This is a genomic window from Sphingobium salicis subsp. salicis (genome assembly GCF_049472635.1).
In the GTDB taxonomy this organism is placed as follows: domain Bacteria; phylum Pseudomonadota; class Alphaproteobacteria; order Sphingomonadales; family Sphingomonadaceae; genus Sphingobium; species Sphingobium yanoikuyae_A.
The window spans coordinates 3,008,474-3,024,253 of sequence record NZ_JAYRCS010000001.1 but is presented as its reverse complement, the minus strand read 5'-3'; the positions used below and the strand labels follow the sequence as shown (position 1 = coordinate 3,024,253).

21 protein-coding genes and 1 pseudogene are annotated in these 15,780 nt (G+C 65.3%); 17 read left to right on the top strand and 5 right to left on the bottom strand.

Translation table 11 applies throughout. From position 1 onward, the window contains the following. Positions 1-5 precede the first annotated feature (5 nt). The 11 genes from VHN57_RS14745 (at position 6) to VHN57_RS14695 (ending at position 8,446) form a co-directional block, all read left to right on the top strand. Positions 6-890 carry a flagellar motor switch protein FliM gene (locus VHN57_RS14745; protein ID WP_278983392.1) on the top strand — a complete coding sequence of 295 codons (885 nt, stop codon included), beginning with the start codon at positions 6-8 and terminating at the stop codon, positions 888-890. Then, positions 887-1,225 (top strand): flagellar motor switch protein FliN, encoded by a 339-nt coding sequence (gene fliN / locus VHN57_RS14740; RefSeq protein ID WP_004208183.1) that lies wholly within the window; start codon positions 887-889, stop codon positions 1,223-1,225. The genes VHN57_RS14745 and fliN overlap by 4 nt, the downstream gene beginning before the upstream one ends. Before the next feature lie 83 nt (positions 1,226-1,308). Beyond that, complete coding sequence (locus tag VHN57_RS14735; RefSeq protein WP_004208182.1) at positions 1,309-1,572, top strand: FliO/MopB family protein; 264 nt, start codon at positions 1,309-1,311, stop codon at positions 1,570-1,572. A 40-nt stretch (positions 1,573-1,612) separates the two neighbouring features. Then, positions 1,613-2,350 (top strand): flagellar type III secretion system pore protein FliP, encoded by a 738-nt coding sequence (fliP, locus tag VHN57_RS14730; RefSeq protein ID WP_169863187.1) that lies wholly within the window; start codon positions 1,613-1,615, stop codon positions 2,348-2,350. A gap of 10 nt (positions 2,351-2,360) precedes the next feature. Beyond that, positions 2,361-2,633, top strand: a complete 273-nt coding sequence (gene fliQ / locus VHN57_RS14725) for a flagellar biosynthesis protein FliQ (RefSeq protein ID WP_278983393.1) — start codon at positions 2,361-2,363, stop codon at positions 2,631-2,633. After that, positions 2,630-3,412 (top strand): flagellar biosynthetic protein FliR, encoded by a 783-nt coding sequence (gene fliR, locus VHN57_RS14720; protein ID WP_004208179.1) that lies wholly within the window; start codon positions 2,630-2,632, stop codon positions 3,410-3,412. The genes fliQ and fliR overlap by 4 nt, the downstream gene beginning before the upstream one ends. A gap of 3 nt (positions 3,413-3,415) precedes the next feature. Beyond that, positions 3,416-4,552, top strand: a complete 1,137-nt coding sequence (flhB, locus tag VHN57_RS14715) for a flagellar type III secretion system protein FlhB (protein ID WP_069335734.1) — start codon at positions 3,416-3,418, stop codon at positions 4,550-4,552. A gap of 110 nt (positions 4,553-4,662) precedes the next feature. Further along, the gene (locus VHN57_RS14710) at positions 4,663-5,142 is read left to right on the top strand and encodes a hypothetical protein (RefSeq protein ID WP_010338839.1); all 480 of its coding nucleotides are present in this window, start codon (positions 4,663-4,665) and stop codon (positions 5,140-5,142) included. A gap of 101 nt (positions 5,143-5,243) precedes the next feature. Next, a complete protein-coding gene (fliD, locus tag VHN57_RS14705) occupies positions 5,244-6,656 on the top strand; it encodes a flagellar filament capping protein FliD (RefSeq protein WP_278983395.1) in 1,413 nt (470 codons plus the stop codon). Between the two features lie 16 nt (positions 6,657-6,672). Next, on the top strand, positions 6,673-7,074 hold the full coding sequence (locus VHN57_RS14700; RefSeq protein ID WP_004208175.1) for a flagellar export chaperone FliS: 402 nt from the start codon (positions 6,673-6,675) through the stop codon (positions 7,072-7,074). 175 nt (positions 7,075-7,249) lie between these two features. Beyond that, positions 7,250-8,446 carry an aspartate aminotransferase family protein gene (locus VHN57_RS14695; protein ID WP_278983397.1) on the top strand — a complete coding sequence of 399 codons (1,197 nt, stop codon included), beginning with the start codon at positions 7,250-7,252 and terminating at the stop codon, positions 8,444-8,446. Here the strand turns inward: VHN57_RS14695 and VHN57_RS14690 are convergent. Beyond that, positions 8,434-8,487 (bottom strand): annotated as a pseudogene (locus tag VHN57_RS14690) (hypothetical protein); the annotation flags it as partial. The gene VHN57_RS14695 and the pseudogene VHN57_RS14690 sit on opposite strands and share 13 nt — an antisense overlap. Before the next feature lie 84 nt (positions 8,488-8,571). On the opposite strand from VHN57_RS14690, the gene argF reads away from it, so the two are divergent. The 5 genes from argF to queE all read left to right on the top strand — a co-directional run bounded on the left by argF (position 8,572) and on the right by queE (position 12,458). Then, positions 8,572-9,498 carry an ornithine carbamoyltransferase gene (gene argF, locus VHN57_RS14685; RefSeq protein WP_037507687.1) on the top strand — a complete coding sequence of 309 codons (927 nt, stop codon included), beginning with the start codon at positions 8,572-8,574 and terminating at the stop codon, positions 9,496-9,498. Positions 9,499-9,621: 123 nt separating this feature from the next. Then, complete coding sequence (gene hslO, locus VHN57_RS14680; protein ID WP_278983398.1) at positions 9,622-10,527, top strand: Hsp33 family molecular chaperone HslO; 906 nt, start codon at positions 9,622-9,624, stop codon at positions 10,525-10,527. 126 nt (positions 10,528-10,653) lie between these two features. Next, positions 10,654-11,061 (top strand): DUF3617 domain-containing protein, encoded by a 408-nt coding sequence (locus tag VHN57_RS14675; RefSeq protein ID WP_278983400.1) that lies wholly within the window; start codon positions 10,654-10,656, stop codon positions 11,059-11,061. Between the two features lie 47 nt (positions 11,062-11,108). Then, the gene (gene queC / locus VHN57_RS14670) at positions 11,109-11,810 is read left to right on the top strand and encodes a 7-cyano-7-deazaguanine synthase QueC (protein WP_004208170.1); all 702 of its coding nucleotides are present in this window, start codon (positions 11,109-11,111) and stop codon (positions 11,808-11,810) included. 3 nt (positions 11,811-11,813) lie between these two features. Beyond that, a complete protein-coding gene (queE, locus tag VHN57_RS14665; RefSeq protein WP_278983403.1) occupies positions 11,814-12,458 on the top strand; it encodes a 7-carboxy-7-deazaguanine synthase in 645 nt (214 codons plus the stop codon). Between the two features lie 12 nt (positions 12,459-12,470). On the opposite strand, the gene VHN57_RS14660 is transcribed toward queE, so the two are convergent. The 3 genes from VHN57_RS14660 to lipB all read right to left on the bottom strand — a co-directional run bounded on the left by VHN57_RS14660 (position 12,471) and on the right by lipB (position 14,324). Then, a complete protein-coding gene (locus VHN57_RS14660; RefSeq protein WP_037517606.1) occupies positions 12,471-13,166 on the bottom strand; it encodes a hypothetical protein in 696 nt (231 codons plus the stop codon). Between the two features lie 103 nt (positions 13,167-13,269). Beyond that, positions 13,270-13,557 carry a hypothetical protein gene (locus VHN57_RS14655; RefSeq protein ID WP_037517609.1) on the bottom strand — a complete coding sequence of 96 codons (288 nt, stop codon included), beginning with the start codon at positions 13,555-13,557 and terminating at the stop codon, positions 13,270-13,272. A 62-nt stretch (positions 13,558-13,619) separates the two neighbouring features. Beyond that, positions 13,620-14,324 carry a lipoyl(octanoyl) transferase LipB gene (gene lipB, locus VHN57_RS14650; protein WP_069335739.1) on the bottom strand — a complete coding sequence of 235 codons (705 nt, stop codon included), beginning with the start codon at positions 14,322-14,324 and terminating at the stop codon, positions 13,620-13,622. Positions 14,325-14,400: 76 nt separating this feature from the next. Here lipB and VHN57_RS14645 point away from each other — a divergent pair, with 76 nt between their 5' ends. Next, entirely contained in the window at positions 14,401-15,195 is a 795-nt protein-coding gene (locus VHN57_RS14645) for a hypothetical protein (RefSeq protein ID WP_004208165.1), read from the top strand. Here VHN57_RS14645 and VHN57_RS14640 read toward each other — a convergent pair. Beyond that, positions 15,177-15,776: a GNAT family N-acetyltransferase gene (locus VHN57_RS14640; RefSeq protein ID WP_278983408.1), complete on the bottom strand. Its 600-nt coding sequence runs from the start codon at positions 15,774-15,776 to the stop codon at positions 15,177-15,179. The two genes, VHN57_RS14645 and VHN57_RS14640, sit on opposite strands and share 19 nt — an antisense overlap. Between the last annotated feature and the right edge of the window lie 4 nt (positions 15,777-15,780).

Below are 15,780 nucleotides of genomic sequence, written 5' to 3'. Positions count from 1 at the left end.
CAGACATGAATCACGTTCAATCCTTCGCCTTCGGGCGGGGAGACGCGCAAGCTCCGGTAATGCTGTCGGGCCTCGACCGGCTGGGTGAAAAGCTCGGCCGGCGTATCCGTGCGCTGATCGAACCCATTTCCGGCATCCGCCCGCACGTCGCGGCCGAGGATGCGCGGGTCGTGGAGTTCGGCGCCTGGTCGGCCGGCGCCCCCAATTTCTGCAGCCTGTCCATCTATCGCCTGCTGCCCCTGAAGGGGCAGATGCTGCTGTGCATGGACGCCACCATGATCTCGACCTTGGTCGACTGCTTCTATGGCGGCCTTGGCAACCGGGCGCTGTCCGCGCGCGGCGAATTTACCCCGACCGAAGACCGGCTGATCGCCCGGCTGTCGGAAACCATCATGGCCCGCATGGTCGAATGCTGGTCCGAAGTCCTGCCCCTGGAACCCGGCCTGCTGCTGCGTGAAACCGGCATTGGCTTTGCTGCCGCTGCCCAGCCCGCCGACCAGATGGTGGTGCAGCGCTTCCGCGTCGGGCTGGACCGCGATCGCGAATGGTCGATCGACATGGTCTTCCCGCTGGCGGCGCTGCGCGGCGTCGAGGCGCTGATGGGTAGCAAGGTCGCAAGCGATGACGAGCATGTCGATCCGGTATGGCAGGCCCGTGTGGCGCGACGCATGCGCGACATCCGCCTGCCGGCCCGCACCGTGCTGGCCCGCCCCAATCTCTCGCTGGCGGAGCTGATGCAGCTCAAGGCCGGCGACATCATACCCGTGACGATCGGCCGCAGCCTGCCGCTGATCGTCGGCGACAGGATCGTCGCGCACGGCACGATCGGCGAACAGGATGGCCGTGCCGCCTTCCAGATTGAAAAGATTGCACAGGGACCGGAACAATGAGTGATATGAGCGACGCCCCGATGATGGATCCCCGTGGGGAAGACAGCGCCAGCCGCATGGCGGCGAACCGCCAGTTCAAGCTGCTGGCCGATATTCCGGTGCGTATGTCGGTGGAGGTCGGATCGACTTCGCTGCGCCTGGCCGAAGTCATGGACCTGGCCGAAGGCAGCATCGTGGAACTGGATCGCCAGGCCGACGAACTGCTCGACATCATGGTCAATGGCGCGCTGATCGCCAAGGGCGAGGTCGTGACGGTGAACGGCCGCTATGGCATCCGCATCGTCGATATCGCCGCCACCGAAACCCGCATGGCCGGGGTCGAACGGCGCGGCTGATCGCAGGGCCGTGCTTTTGCGCTTGCCTTGCGGCCCATTCTTGCGGATCGGATGACGCATTAACCTAAACGCGGGGCGCGTGCATGTTCTGGTATTTCGTCAAATTGCTGATCCTGCTGCCGCTTGTGGGCGGCATGGCCTTTGGTGCCTTGTGGCTGTGGCGCAAATATCAGCCCGGCATGATGGTCGGCCAGAATGACCGGTCGCTGAAGCTGCTGGAAGCGTTGCCCATGGGCACGTTCGGCAAGCTGGCCGTGGTCGAGTTCGAGGGCAAGAAGATCCTGCTGTCGGTCACCCGTGGCCGGATCGAGAAGATCGCGGAAGGCGACCCCTATCGTGCGCGCTAGTCACTGGCTGGTCGGCGGCATCCTGCTGACCGCCGGGCTGATGCTGGTCGATCCTGCGCTGGCGCAGGCGGTGCCGGCCGCGCCGGCGCCGGTCGACAATGGCGGCGCGCTGACCCGCGCGATGGGACAGATTTCGGGCGACGGCCGCTCGCTGTCGCTGTCGCTGCAGATCCTTGTCCTCATGAGCCTGCTGTCGGTCCTGCCGTCGCTGATCCTCATGATGACCAGCTTCACCCGGATCATCATCGTCCTGTCGCTGCTGCGCCAGGCGCTGGGCCTGCAACAGACGCCGCCCAACCAGGTGCTGGTCGGGCTTGCGCTGTTCCTGTCGCTGTTCGTGATGCGGCCGGTGATCGACCAGATCAACGGCCAGGCCTATGATCCCTATGGCAAGGGCCAGATTTCGATCGAGGAAGCGGTCGGCCGTTCGGGCAAGGTGCTGCACGGCTTCATGGCCAAGCAGACGCGCGAGAGCGACCTCAAGCTGTTCGCCAACATGGCGGAGGCCCCGGCCTTCCGCACGCCTGACGACATTCCCTTCACGATCCTGCTGCCGGCCTTCGTCACCAGCGAGTTGAAGACCGCGTTCCAGATCGGCTTCATGATCTTCCTGCCCTTCCTCATCATCGACCTGGTCGTCGCATCGACCCTGATGGCGCTGGGCATGATGATGCTGTCGCCCACGATCATCTCCATGCCCTTCAAGCTGTTGCTGTTCGTGCTGGTCGATGGCTGGGCGCTGACGATGGGGTCGCTCGCCGGCTCCTTCGCGACATAGGAGGGCGGCAATGGAGAGTGCGGATTTCTTCATGGGCCTGGCACAGCATGCGCTGTGGATCACGGCGCTGGCGACGGCGCCGATCCTGATTCCGGCGCTGGTCGCGGGCGTGCTGATCGGCATGGTCCAGGCCGCGACGTCGATCAATGAACAGACGCTCAGCTTCATTCCCAAGATTCTGGTCGTGGGTGCGATGCTGACCCTGTTCGGTGGGTCGATCATGGTGCTGATCGCCGACTTCACGCGCGAGATATTCGAGCGGATACCGGACCTGCTGCAATGATCGCACCCGGCTTCGCAGGCGTCGAGACGCAATTGTGGATCTGGCTGATCGCCATGATCCGCCCCGGTGCGGCCTTCCTGGCCGCGCCCGTCTTCGGTGCGCCCGCGATGCCGCTTCAGTTGCGCCTGATCCTGTCGCTCGCGCTTGGCATGGCCGCCCTCAACAGCGTCACTATCCAGTTGCCGCATGACGGCGTGGCCAGTTTCGAAGGCGTGATGCTGGTCGCCGGCGAAGTGCTGACGGGCCTTGCCATGGGTTTTGCCGTGCAGATCGGCTATTCCGCCGCCTTCGTCGCGGGTGAGGCGATTGCCAACACCATGGGGCTGGGCTTTGCCGCGATGGTCGATCCGGGATCGGGGCAGGGGACGCAGGCGGTCGGCCAGTTCCTGTCGATCCTCTCGACCTTCCTGCTGCTGGCGATGGACGGCCATCTGCTGCTCGTCAGCTTCGTGGTGCAGAGCTACAAGGCGCTGCCGCCGGGCGCGGCGATGCTCAGCAATGATGCGGTCTGGCACATGATCCAGTTTGGCGGCTCGCTGCTGGGCGCCGGGGTGACGATCGCGCTGCCGGTCGGCTTTGCGCTGGTGCTGGTGCAGATCGTCATGGGCATGCTGGCGCGCACCGCACCTGCGCTCAACCTGTTCGCCGTCGGCATGCCGATGGCGGTGATGGCGGGACTGGTGCTGCTGGCGATGGCGGTGCCGGTGATGGGCGAGGGGATCACCATCGCGCTCAAGTCGGGGCTGGAACAGGCCCGCGCCATCTCGGAAGGGCGCTGAGCCATGGCGGGCGGATCCGAGGGCGGTGAAAAGACCGAAAAACCGACACAGAAGAAATTGCAGGATGCCGCCAAGGAAGGCGACATCCTCCAGTCCCGCGAACTGGGGACGGCCCTGGTGGTGATGGCCGGCATCGGCTGGCTGGCGGTCGCGGGGCCGGGCCTGATCGACGCGCTGTCGGGCATGTTGACCCGCGCGCTGCGCTTCGGGCGCGAGGATATCGTGAACTTCTCGCCGGTAACGCGCGGCACCGGCCTGTTGGCGGACATCGCGCTGCCGGTGGGCGGCGTATTGCTCGCGACCTTCTTTGCCGCGATCGCGGCGCCGGCGCTGCTCGGTTCGCTGGGCTTTCGTCCCGGCGCCTTCGCGCCCAAGGCGTCGAAGATGAACCCCGCTTCTGGCCTCAAGCGCATGTTCGGCGCACAGGGGCTGATCGAACTGGTCAAGTCGATCGCCAAGGTGGGGCTGCTGGGCGCGGTCGGCTTCTGGATGATCTGGGACCGGCTGACCGCGATCATCGGCCTGGGCAAGGCGGGGGTCGGCAATGCGATCAGCGACCTTGGCAACATGTTCATCCTGGTCTGCTTGGTGATGGCGGGCGGGCTGTTCGTGATCGCCGGCATCGACGTGCCGATGCAGATTTTCCAGCGCGCCAAGCGGCTGGGCATGAGCAAGCAGGACATCAAGGACGAGCATAAGGAAAGCGAAGGCTCGCCCGAACTCAAGGGTCAGATCCGCCGGCGCCAGTTCGAGGTGCTGAACGGATCGACCCGCCAGGCGGTGGCAGAGGCCAGCGTCATCATCACCAACCCGACCCATTTCGCGGTGGCCCTGCGCTATCGGCCCGGCGTGGATGCCGCACCGGTCGTGGTCGCGCGCGGCTGTGACGCGATCGCGGCCTCGATCCGCGAACTGGCCGAGGATCATGGCGTGTCGGTGCTGCAATATCCGGAACTGGCGCGCGCCATCTACTTCACCTCGCGCGCTGGCGAGATCGTCAATGAAGGCCTCTACATGGCGGTGGCGACGGTGCTGGCCTTCGTCTTCCGGGTCGAGAACAAGATGGCGACGGAAATGGACCGTCCGTTCATTACCGTGCCCGAAGATCTGCGTTTCGATCCGGATGGAAAGAAATTGTAGAGAATTTGCTGATACTTGGCAGTTGATCGAAGAATTAGGGCGATGGTGAATTAAAGTTTAGCCACGCTTGTCCGTATTCTGTTTACGGGGACGCATTAGGATGGTGCGTCATGAACGAGTATTTTTCGCGTAGCGAGATTTCGCCAGTGGATCGGAGCGTCGTTCGCGCGCCGGTGCCGGCTGCGGCCGTTCAGCCGGTTTCAGCGACGGAATCTGCGACCGAGCAGGGCAACATGTCTGCCAGCGATGCGCGCAGGCAGGAGAGTTTTGCAGTCGATATCGTTGCGGTCGACGAGGATGCCGCCGGCGCCGCCGAATATGCGCGCATCCATGCCCGGATCGCCGATATCCTGGCCGATATGCGCGCCGGGCAGGGGGATGTGTCGGTCGATGGTGCATCGGCCGCCGTCCAGGCGATGATGCCGCAGCCCTTCATCTACATTCCGCTGCCGCCCGCCACGCGCGAGGCGGTGGAGCAGGCCGCCGATCTGGCCAAGCGGATCGCCCAGCAGGCCAGCTATGCCTATGCGGCCCAGGCGCATGTCGCGCGCGGGACCGTCGACCAGATCCTGTCCGCATCGGCGATCTGATCGCGGCCATGCCCGCTTTTTTGCGGGCTTTGCCATCAGCTTGAAAATCATTCCTAAACATCTTCGCGCTACGGCCGTTCTCTCATTTGAAAGGACGGCCCATGGCAACGACGACGACATCGGTAGGGAGCAGCATCCTGTCGGCGCTGGGTGCCAATTCGGGCATCGACACGAGCGCGCTCGTCACCAGCCTGGTCAGTGCGACCCGTGACCCGCGCCAGTCCGCGATCACCACCCAGCAGACGACCAACAATGCCCGCATCTCGGCGCTGGCGTCGGCCATCAGTTCGCTCGACACCTTTGCCGATGCGCTCACCAGCGTCCTGTCGGGTGCCGAATATACCGGCACGCCCAATTCGACCAACACCAACATCGCGTCGGTCAGCCTGCTGAGCGGCGGCACGCCGACCGGCATGCCGGCACAGTTGGTGGTGAAGTCGCTGGCGACCGCCCGCATCTTCGCCTCTACCGCGACCAGCGGTGCCACCAGCAGCACGGCGGTCGGCACCGGCTCGCTCACCATCACGACGGCGGGCGGCAAGACTGCGACGATCACCGTCGATTCGAGCAATAACAGTTTCTCCGGCCTGGCTTCGGCGATCAACGCCGCCAACATCGGCGTGACCGCGAGCGTCGTCACCGATGCACAGGGCACGCGGCTGGTGTTCAAGGGCGAAACCGGCGCCGCCAATGATTTCACCATCACCAGCTCGGCCGACAGCTCGACCAGCGTTCTCGCCGGCCTCAACAGCAGTGCGATGACCTCGACGTCGGACCCGGCCAATGCGAAGATCACGCTCGACGGCACCGACTATGAATATGCCAGCAACACCATCGACGATGCGATCCCCTATCTGCGGATCGAACTGACCGCAGCGGACGTGAACAGCACGGTCAACCTGACCATGACCCAGCCGACCGCGACGATGAAGGATCTGCTGCAGGAATTTGTCGACGCCTATAACACGCTGATGAAGGCGCTGAACACGTCGACCTCGACCGGTACGGATTCGTCTACAGCGGGTGTCCTGAACGGTGTGTCGGCAGTGCGCGACATGAAGTCGCAGCTCTCGAAGATCACCTCGACCCAGTTGGCCTCGACCGGCAGCTACAAGACGCTGGCCGATATCGGCATCGCGACCAACCGCGACGGCACGCTGACGCTCAACACCGACACGCTGGACAAGGCGCTGGCCGCCGATCCGGCGGGCATCACCAAGATGCTCAACCCCGCCAAGTCGACCGCCGACAATCTGGGCCTGTCGGGCCTGATGGACAGCGTGCGCGACAATATCGAGCTGGAGAACGGCCCGATCAAGGCGGCGCAGGACCGTTATGAGAAGCTGGCCGACAGCCTGACCGAACAGCTCGAAAAGCTGGACGAGGACATGGCCGACTATGAGACGCGCCTGACTTCCATCTATTCGGCAATGCAGACCAAGTTGTCTGCGCTCAACGCAACCCAAAGCTATCTCCAGCAGCAGATCGATGCCTGGAATAGCAGTGACGATTAACCGGGGATTTTGACGCATGTTCTATAATCACAGCTTTGCGGGTACGGCAGCGGCACGACGCTATGCGGCGGTGCATTCGGGCAGCCGGATCGAGGGCGCCACGCCCCACGCGCTGGTCAAGATCCTGTTCGACGAACTGCTGATCGCGCTCGATGCCACGGCGCTGGCCGAACGCAATGGCGACCGGCTGAAGGTGTCCGACAAGCAGGCGCGCGCCATGTCGATCCTGTTCGCGCTGGAAGCCAGCCTCGACTTCGACAAGGGTGGCGATATCGCCACTGGCCTGGCGCGCATCTATCGCGAGGCGCGCCGCCTGCTGCTGGTCAGCGCCAAGGAGCATGATGCCGCGCCGGTCGAGCAGGCCCGCGCCATGGTCGGCGAGATTGCCGATGCCTGGAGCCAGATCGGCCAGCCCTGATCGCTCACGGCGCGATCAGTCCATAGGCTGCCGACTGGCCCGGTTGCGGGGTTGCACCCCCTTCCGGTGGCCTGTATAGGCGGCACTCGCACAAGGGCGGCCCGGCGGGGGCCGCCTTTTTGCGTTATATCCAATGCGCACGGACGCGCAGCATCAACCCAGAAAGGGAAGGCACATGTCGATTACGCCGCTCATGCCCGTTTACCCCCGGTGCGATGTGCGTCCGGTCCGAGGCGAGGGCTGCTACCTGATCGGGGAGCGCGGCGAGCGCTATCTCGACTTTGCCAGCGGCATCGCCGTCAATCTGCTGGGCCATGGCCATCCGAAGCTGGTGAAGACCATTGCCGATCAGGCTGCGACGCTGATGCATATCTCCAACCTCTACGGTTCGCCGCTGGGGGAGGAATTTGCGCAGAAGCTGGTCGATAACAGCTTTGCCGACACCGTCTTCTTCACCAATTCGGGTGCCGAAGCGGTCGAATGCGCGATCAAGACCGCGCGCCGCTATCATTATGCCAATGGGCAAGCGCATCGGCACAAGATCATCAGCTTCGACAACGCTTTCCACGGCCGCACGCTGGGCACCATTTCGGCGACCAGCCAGCCCAAGATGCGCGACGGGTTCGAGCCGCTGCTGCCCGGTTTCCAGGTCGTGCCCTTCAACGATCTCGACGCGGCACTGGCGGCGATCGACGACAACACCGCCGGCTTCCTGCTGGAACCGGTGCAGGGCGAAGGCGGCGTGACTCCGGCAACTCAGGCATTCCTGGCCGGTCTGCGCAAGGCGTGCGACGAGCATGGCCTGCTGCTGATCCTGGACGAAGTGCAGTGCGGCTATGCCCGCACCGGCACCTTCTTCGCCCATGAGCAATATGGCGTGAAGCCCGACATCATGGCGGTGGCCAAGGGCATCGGCGCGGGCTTCCCGCTCGGCGCCTGTCTCGCCACCGAGGAAGCGGCCAAGGGCATGGTGTTCGGCACCCATGGCTCCACCTATGGCGGCAATCCGCTCGCCATGGCGGTGGGCATTGCGGTGCTGGAAGAGGTGCTGGCGGACGGCTTCCTGGAGCAGGTGACGGCGATGGGCGCGCGTCTGCGTTCGGCGCTGGAGCAGATGATCCCGAACCATGACGACATGTTCGAGGATGTGCGCGGCATGGGGCTGATGCTGGGCGTCAAGATGAAGGATGCCTATGATGCGCGCGCCTTTGTCGGCCATCTGCGCGACCATCATGGTTTCCTGTCGGTATCGGCGGGCCAGAATGTGCTGCGCATCCTGCCGCCGCTCGTCATCGACGAAAGCCATATCGCCGAGTGCATCGAGAAGATTTCCGCCGGTGCGCGGAGCTTCGCGGACGCCAAGGCGGCCTGACCATTTAGTTTCCGTTCGCCCTGAGCGAAGTCGAAGGGTATCGCCGAGCAAAGCGAGGTGCCTTCACTTCGTTCAGGCGGGGGCTTCGACTTCGCTCAGCCTGAACGGGTTAGAGGTTGTTTCCAATGACCAAGCATTTCCTGAATCTCACCGATGCGGGTGGCGACGCGATCGCCGCGATGATCGCCGACGCCATCGACCGCAAGGCGGCGCGCGCGGGCAAGCCCAAGGGCTGGGTCGACGCCGATGCGCCGCTGGCCGGCCACACGCTGGCGATGATCTTCGAGAAGAACAGCACGCGCACCCGCGTCAGCTTCGACATGGCAATCCGCCAGTTGGGCGGCAATTCGCTGATCCTGGACGGCGCGACCAGCCAGCTCGGCCGTGGCGAGACCGTCGCCGACACGGCGCGTGTACTCAGCCGCATGGCCGACGCGATCATGATCCGCACCGATGACCATGCCAAGATCGAGGAAATGGCCGAATATGCCAGCGTCCCGGTCATCAATGGCCTGACCGACCTGTCGCATCCCTGCCAGATCGTTGCCGACCTGCTGACCGTGGTCGAGCATGGCCTGGCGCTGCCCGGCAGCCAGTGGGCCTGGCTGGGCGACGGCAACAACGTCCTCCACTCGATCGTCGAGGCCGCGGGCCTGATGAAGTTCGACGTGCGCATGGGCATCCCTGAGGGCTATGATCCCGATCCGTCCTTTGCCGCGGCGGCGCAGGCGGCCGGTTCGACCATCACCCTGACTCGCGATGCGGCGCAGGCGGTGGCCGGCGCCGACGTCGTGGTCACCGACACCTGGATCTCCATGGGCCAGGCCCATGCCGAGGCGAAGCTGGCGGCGATGATGCCCTATCAGGTGACGCCGGAACTGATGGCGGGCGCCAAGGCAGACGCCAAATTCCTCCACTGCCTGCCCGCCCATCGCGGCGAGGAAGTGGTCGAGGCGGTGATCGACGGCCCGCAGTCGCTGATCTGGGACGAGGCGGAGAACCGCATCCATGCCCAGAAGTCGGTTCTGCTCTGGGCGCTTGGAAAGCTGTAAGCTCACCCTATATTCGGGCGAAATTTTCCGTTCGCCCTGAAAGATGACGGGGCCTGTCCTGCGCTGGGAAGCGGAGGACGGGCCCTCGCGGCTTTCGGGGCGGGTGGATCGGAAGGAAATATCGTGACCAGTAGCAATGTCGATCAGGCCCTTGGCTTCACCATCCCCTCGCGCCATGTGCGCGGCCGTTTCGTGCGGCTGGGGCCGGTGCTGGACCAGGTGCTGTCTGCCCATGCCTATCCCCCGGCGATCGAGCGGGTGCTGGCGTCCTCGCTGGTGCTGGGCGCGCTGCTCGGCAGCCTGCTCAAGGATGCCGGCGGCCAGTTGACCCTGCAGGCGCAGACCGAAAATGGCGTCGTCAGCCTGCTGGTGGCCGACTACAAGGGCGGTGAATTGCGCGGCTATGCCAAGTTCGATGCCGAGCGGCTGGCGGAAATCGGCAGCGATCCGACCCTGTTCGGCCTGTTCGGCAAGGGCTATCTGGCGATCACCTTCGACCAGGCGGCGACCGGCGAGCGCTATCAGGGCATCGTGCCGCTGGATGGATCGTCGCTGGCCGAGGCGGCGGAGCATTATTTCTTCCAGTCCGAACAGATCCCCAGCATCGTCCAGATCGCGACCCGGCATGAGCCGGGCGAAGGCTGCGTCGCGGCAGGCCTGCTGCTGCAGCATCTGCCCGAGGGCGAAGTGGGGCGCGAGCGCCTGCATGTGCGCCACGATCATCCCGAATGGGAACATGTGCAGGCGCTGGCCGGTACGCTGCACGACGAGGAACTCACCGATCTCGACCTGCCGCTGACCGACATCGCCTGGCGCCTGTTCCATGAGGAGGAAGAGGTGCGCGTCACCGAAACGACGGCGCTCGCCAAGGGCTGTCGCTGTGACCTTGCCCATATTCGCGATGTGATCGGCCGCTTCCCGGCGGATGAACGGGTGGCGATGGCGGACGAGAAGGGCATTATCGGCGTCGATTGCGCCTTCTGCTCGCGGCTGTTCCCGCTCGCGCTGGACAGTTTCGTGACCCATTGAAAGCCGGCGCGGGGCAATTGCGGCAGGGCCGTTCGCCCCGCGCTATCAAATTGCCGCAATTGCGCGGCACAACAGGATGAAGCATGGCGCCGCTCCCCGGCGCCGATGACAAGGTCTGGACGCAAGATGGCAAGGCTGGGGCTGCAGGCGCTGGGCGCCGCGGCGGCAATGATGATGGCAAGCTGGGCCGGGGCGGCGAACGCGCCGCAACTGGCTGCGCTCGCCAAGCTGGAAACGGGCGAATGGGAATTGCGCCTGCGCGACGATCCCACCGCGCCGCCCCGCCGCCTGTGCGTGACGATGCCGCATCAGTTGCTGGAGCCGGCCAATGCCGGCCTCGGCTGCAAGCCGTTCGTGGTCAGCGATGCGCCTGCTGCCGCCACCGTGACCTTCGATTGCGGGGCAGCCGGCAATGCGCGCACCGACCTGCGCGTCGAAACGCCGCGCCTCATCCAGATACGATCGCAGGGGATCAGCGACGGCGCGCCCTTTTCCAACATGGTCGAAGGGCGCCATGTCGGGGCATGCCGCTGACCGGCGGCCCCCTTGCACTGCAACATAACGAGGTCTAGCGCAGCATCATGGTCGCACAGAATGGAAAATTCGCCGTCGTCCTGCTTTCGGGCGGGCTGGATTCAATGGTCGCGGGCGGGCTTGCGCGCGAAGCGGGCTATCGCGTCCTGGCGCTGACGATCGATTATAATCAGCGGCATCGCGTCGAACTGCGCGCCGCGGCCAAGGTCGCAACGGCGCTCAATGCCATGTCGCACATCGTGCTGCCGCTCGACCTCACGGCCTTTGGCGGGTCGGCGCTGACCGCCGACATCGAAGTGCCCAAGGGCGGCGTGGGCGACGAAATCCCCGTCACCTATGTGCCGGCGCGCAACACCATCTTCCTGTCGCTGACGCTGGGCCTGGCCGAAGTCGCGTCGGCCAGCGACATCTATATCGGTGTCAATGCGCTCGACTATTCGGGCTATCCCGACTGCCGTCCCGAATTCATCGACGCGTTCCAGAAGATGGCGACGCTGGCGACCAAGGCGGGGGTCGAGGGCCATCCGATCCGCATCAACACGCCGCTGCAGTTCATGACCAAGGCGGACATCGTGCGCGAGGCGCATCGCCTGGGCCTGGACGCCGGGCTCAGCTGGTCCTGCTATGATCCGACGCCTGACAACAAGCATTGCGGCCTGTGCGACAGTTGCCGCCTGCGCTCGAAGGGCTTCGAGGAAGCAGGGCTGCCCGATCCCACCGTCTATGCGACGCGTCCCGGAAAGGCCTGACACATGACCTATGCGGTCAAGGAAATGTTCCTGACCCTGCAGGGCGAAGGCGTGCAGGCGGGGCGGCGTGCGGTATTTCTGCGCTTTGCCGGCTGCAACCTGTGGAGCGGGCGCGAGCAGGACCGGCGCGATGCCGTCTGCCGCTTCTGCGACACTGACTTCGTCGGCACTGACGGTGATGGCGGCGGCAAGTTCGCGACCGCCGACGCGCTCGCCGATGCGGCATTCGCCTTCTGGGGCGAGGGGGAAGGCCTCTATATCGTCCTGACCGGTGGCGAGCCGATGTTGCAGGTCGACGATGCGCTGATAGATGCGCTCCATGCCCGTGGCTTCACCATCGCGATCGAAAGCAACGGCACCTTGCCGGCGCATCCGGGCATCGACTGGGTCTGCATCAGCCCCAAGGCGGGCAGCGACGTGGTCCAGGTGAAGGGCAATGAGCTGAAGCTGGTCTGGCCGCAGCCCGATGGCGGCCACAGCCTGGCCGATGTCGAGGCGATGGAGGGCTGGGGCTTCGACCATCTGCTGGTCCAGCCGCTCGACGATGCCCATGCCGTGGACAATGCCCGCGCGGCCATCGATCTGGTGATGGCCCGGCCGCGCTGGCGGCTGACGGTGCAGGCCCATAAATATCTGGGCCTGCGTTAAGTCATCGTCAGATCAGGGCTGAACGCCTGCCTTCTGGTTCCACTGCTGGTGGCATTCGGGCAGCAGCACACCCTTTTTCCAGCATTTGGCGTCGAGCGAGGGCAAAGCGAGCTGATAGTTCCAGCCCGGATCGCCATAATATTGCTCGCCGGCATGGACGAGCGACTTCTTGATCGAGGCCAGGCCCTGGCGCGCGACGACGTTGAGCTGGCCGCGATCGGCGAAGATCGCCTGGCGACCGACCGCCGCTGCCGCCTGGCAGAAGCCGCGCTGCGCCTGGACCGTCGAATAGCCCGAATAGATGCGGGTATTATACATGTCGGATGCCGACTGGCCGGGCTTGCCCTTGCCCTTGGTGCGCTGGAAATAGCCGAGCAGCGTCGCCTGCGCCGCGTCAAGTTCGGCGTCATGATGGGCGATCATGGCATTGTAGTTGCTGACCGACAGCAGGGTCGGTTCGAACTGGCACTGCAGCGCGGCGACGTTGATCGCGGCACGCAGGTTCCAGGTGAGGCCAGCCTTGATCTCGTCCGCCGTGGCGCCGGGCAGGCCCAGCGCGGTGGCGGCGGCCTCGTCGGTCAGGGCCGGGGCCGACATGTCGGGCGGCGACCAGAAGAATTGCGCGGCGGCCGGCTGCGCGGCGGTGAGCGACGCGGCGGCGATCGTCAGGGCGGCAAAGGCCTGGCGCGAGCGAAAACGGAACGTCATTGAATAAACCCTCTCAGCCGGGGTCTTGACGGCGCGAACGCCCAATTCCCCCATAACGGCATCAACTATAGCGCGGCTGTATCGGAAGTGAACGGCAAAAGCCTCACTGATCCGACACGACTTCCTCATCATTGGCGGGGGCGGACGCATTGTCCGCCTTGGCCGGGGCAGCGGCCTTGGTTTCGGCGCGGTTTTCCGGCAAGGCCAGGCTGGTACCCTCGCTCTGGACGCCGTCCAGATCGGTCATGGCGTCGGTGGCGGTGCCATCGACCACTTCCATATCCTTCATCTGCACCGTGTTGCCGCTCTTTTCGCCGCCACCGCCGCAGCCTGCCAGCGGCATGCAGCCGATCAACAGGGCGGCAGTCATCATCCTTGCGTCAAGGCGCATCCGGGTCTCCATAACATGGCTCAACATGCCCGGCGGCCCCCCACCTGGCGAAGTGGCGGACCCTAGCGGGCGGTCCCGCATTGCTCAAGTCCCGTGCCGTCGCCCGATCCGCAGCGCCGCAGCCGGCCGAGAAAGGCGGGGAAATGTGCCTTGAGCGCGGCATCAAGGGCTTCCATCGAGGCATTGCCGCCCAGTGCGGCGATGCTGGTCACCGGAAACTCGCTGATCCCGCACGGCACGATGCCGCCAAAATGGGACAGGTCGGGATCGACGTTGATCGAAAAGCCGTGCAGCGTCACCCAGCGACGGACGCGAATGCCCAGCGCACCGATCTTCGCCTCGCGTCCTTGCCGGTCGTCGGTCCAGATGCCGATGCGCCCTTCGGCGCGGCGGGCGGCAATGCCCAGATCGGCGAGCGCGTCGATCATCCAGCCTTCGAGATGATGGACGAAATTGCGCACATCCTTGCCGCGCTCGCGCAGGTCGATGTTGAGATAGCCGATGCGCTGGCCCGGCCCATGATAGGTATAGCGTCCACCGCGTCCGGCATCATGGACGGGAAAGCGCGGATCGATCAGTTCGGCCGGATCGGCGCTGGTGCCCGCGGTATAGAGCGGCGGATGCTCCAGCAGCCAGACGCGCTCGCGTGCCTCGCCCTCATAAATGGCGGCGGCCCGCGCCTCCATATCGGCAAGGGCGGTCGGATAGTCGACGGGGGCGGCATCGCTGCGCCACTCGACGTCAGGAAAGGGCAGGGGATCGGTCATGGCGCTTCCTTGACTTGAGCGGGGCGAGCGATCAAGTCTCGGGCCGCATTTCGCAGGACAGGGGTAGGCATTAGATATGGCGGCAGTCTCGATCGGCAAGGCGTGGGAGGAGGCAGTTGCCTTCGTCGCCCGCGAAGCGTCGCTGCTCTTTCCCGTCGCGCTGCTGTTCCTGGCCCTGCCGGGGCTGATCCTGCAGGAAATGACGCCGCCGCAACTGGCCGAATGGATGGCCAATCCCCAGCGCACCGGCCTGCCCGATATTCCGCCGGGCTTTGCGCTGGCGATGCTGCTGGGTGTCGTCATCATCTGGTTCGGATCGCTGACGCTGTTTGCGCTGGCGCTGCGGCCGGGCATCAGCGTTGGGGAGGCGTTGCGCCTGGGCTTCGCGCGACTGCCGGTGCTGCTGGGTACCGCCTTGCTCGCCATGTTCCTGATCGGCGGGCTGATGCTGGCCGCGATTCTGGTCGCCGTCCTGGCCAGCCTGGTCTCGGAGTCCGTGGGTACCAGCATCGGCGCCATCCTCGGCGCCTTTGTCGGCGGCGCCACCATCTTCGCCAGCGTCCGGCTGATGCTGCTCAATCCGGCGGTGATCGACGGCAATCAGGGGGTGGTGCCCTCGCTGCGCCATGCCTGGGCGCTGACGCGGGGCTGTTTCTGGCGGCTGCTGGGCTTCATCATCCTGATCACCCTGCTGTCGGGCATTGCCAGCATGGCGGCGCAGACGATCTTCGGTGCGCTCGCCGGCCTTGCCGCTGGGCCGGAGGCCGCCCGGCTGGTGGGCGGCGTCGCCTCGGCGGCGGTATCGACCGTGATCCAGGTCTATATGCTGGTGATGCTGGCCCGCATCTATCGTCAGGCGTCGGCCGGCTGACCGAACATCGGGATCTGCGGCGCTGCTTCGGGCGGCAGCAGGCCCAGCAGGCGTGGGTCAGCAAAGGTTTCGATCTCCCGGCCATAAGGCGTGAAGCCTGACCTGATGTAGAAGCCGAGCGCCGCCGGACTGTCGAGCGTGCAGGTATGGACCCAGAAGCGCTCCACCCCCTTGCGCCAGGCGAGCGACTTGGCCTGCGCCATCAGCCATTTGCCCAGCCCCTTGCCGTTGAGCGAGGGCACCAGCCCGAAAAAGGCCAGCTCGCATTGCGACGGGCTGCGGAAATCCAGTTCCAGCAGGCCGACCTCCACGCCGCGCGGATCGGTGACGGCATAAACCTCGACCAGGGGGTCATGCAGGATGGCCGCGAGTTGAACGTCCGGCATCACCAACCGCGAGAACCACAGCCACGGTTCGCCCACGCGGCGGAACAGAGCGCGATAGGCGGCAAGGTCCGGCGTCTTCCACGGTACCAACCGCAGCGGCGCGGGCGGGATCGGCGCGGGCCTGGGCCGCTCGCGCATTTCCAGATGGGTGACGATGGTCGCGATCTCGCGCGGATCGACCGGGGTCAGTGCCACGCGA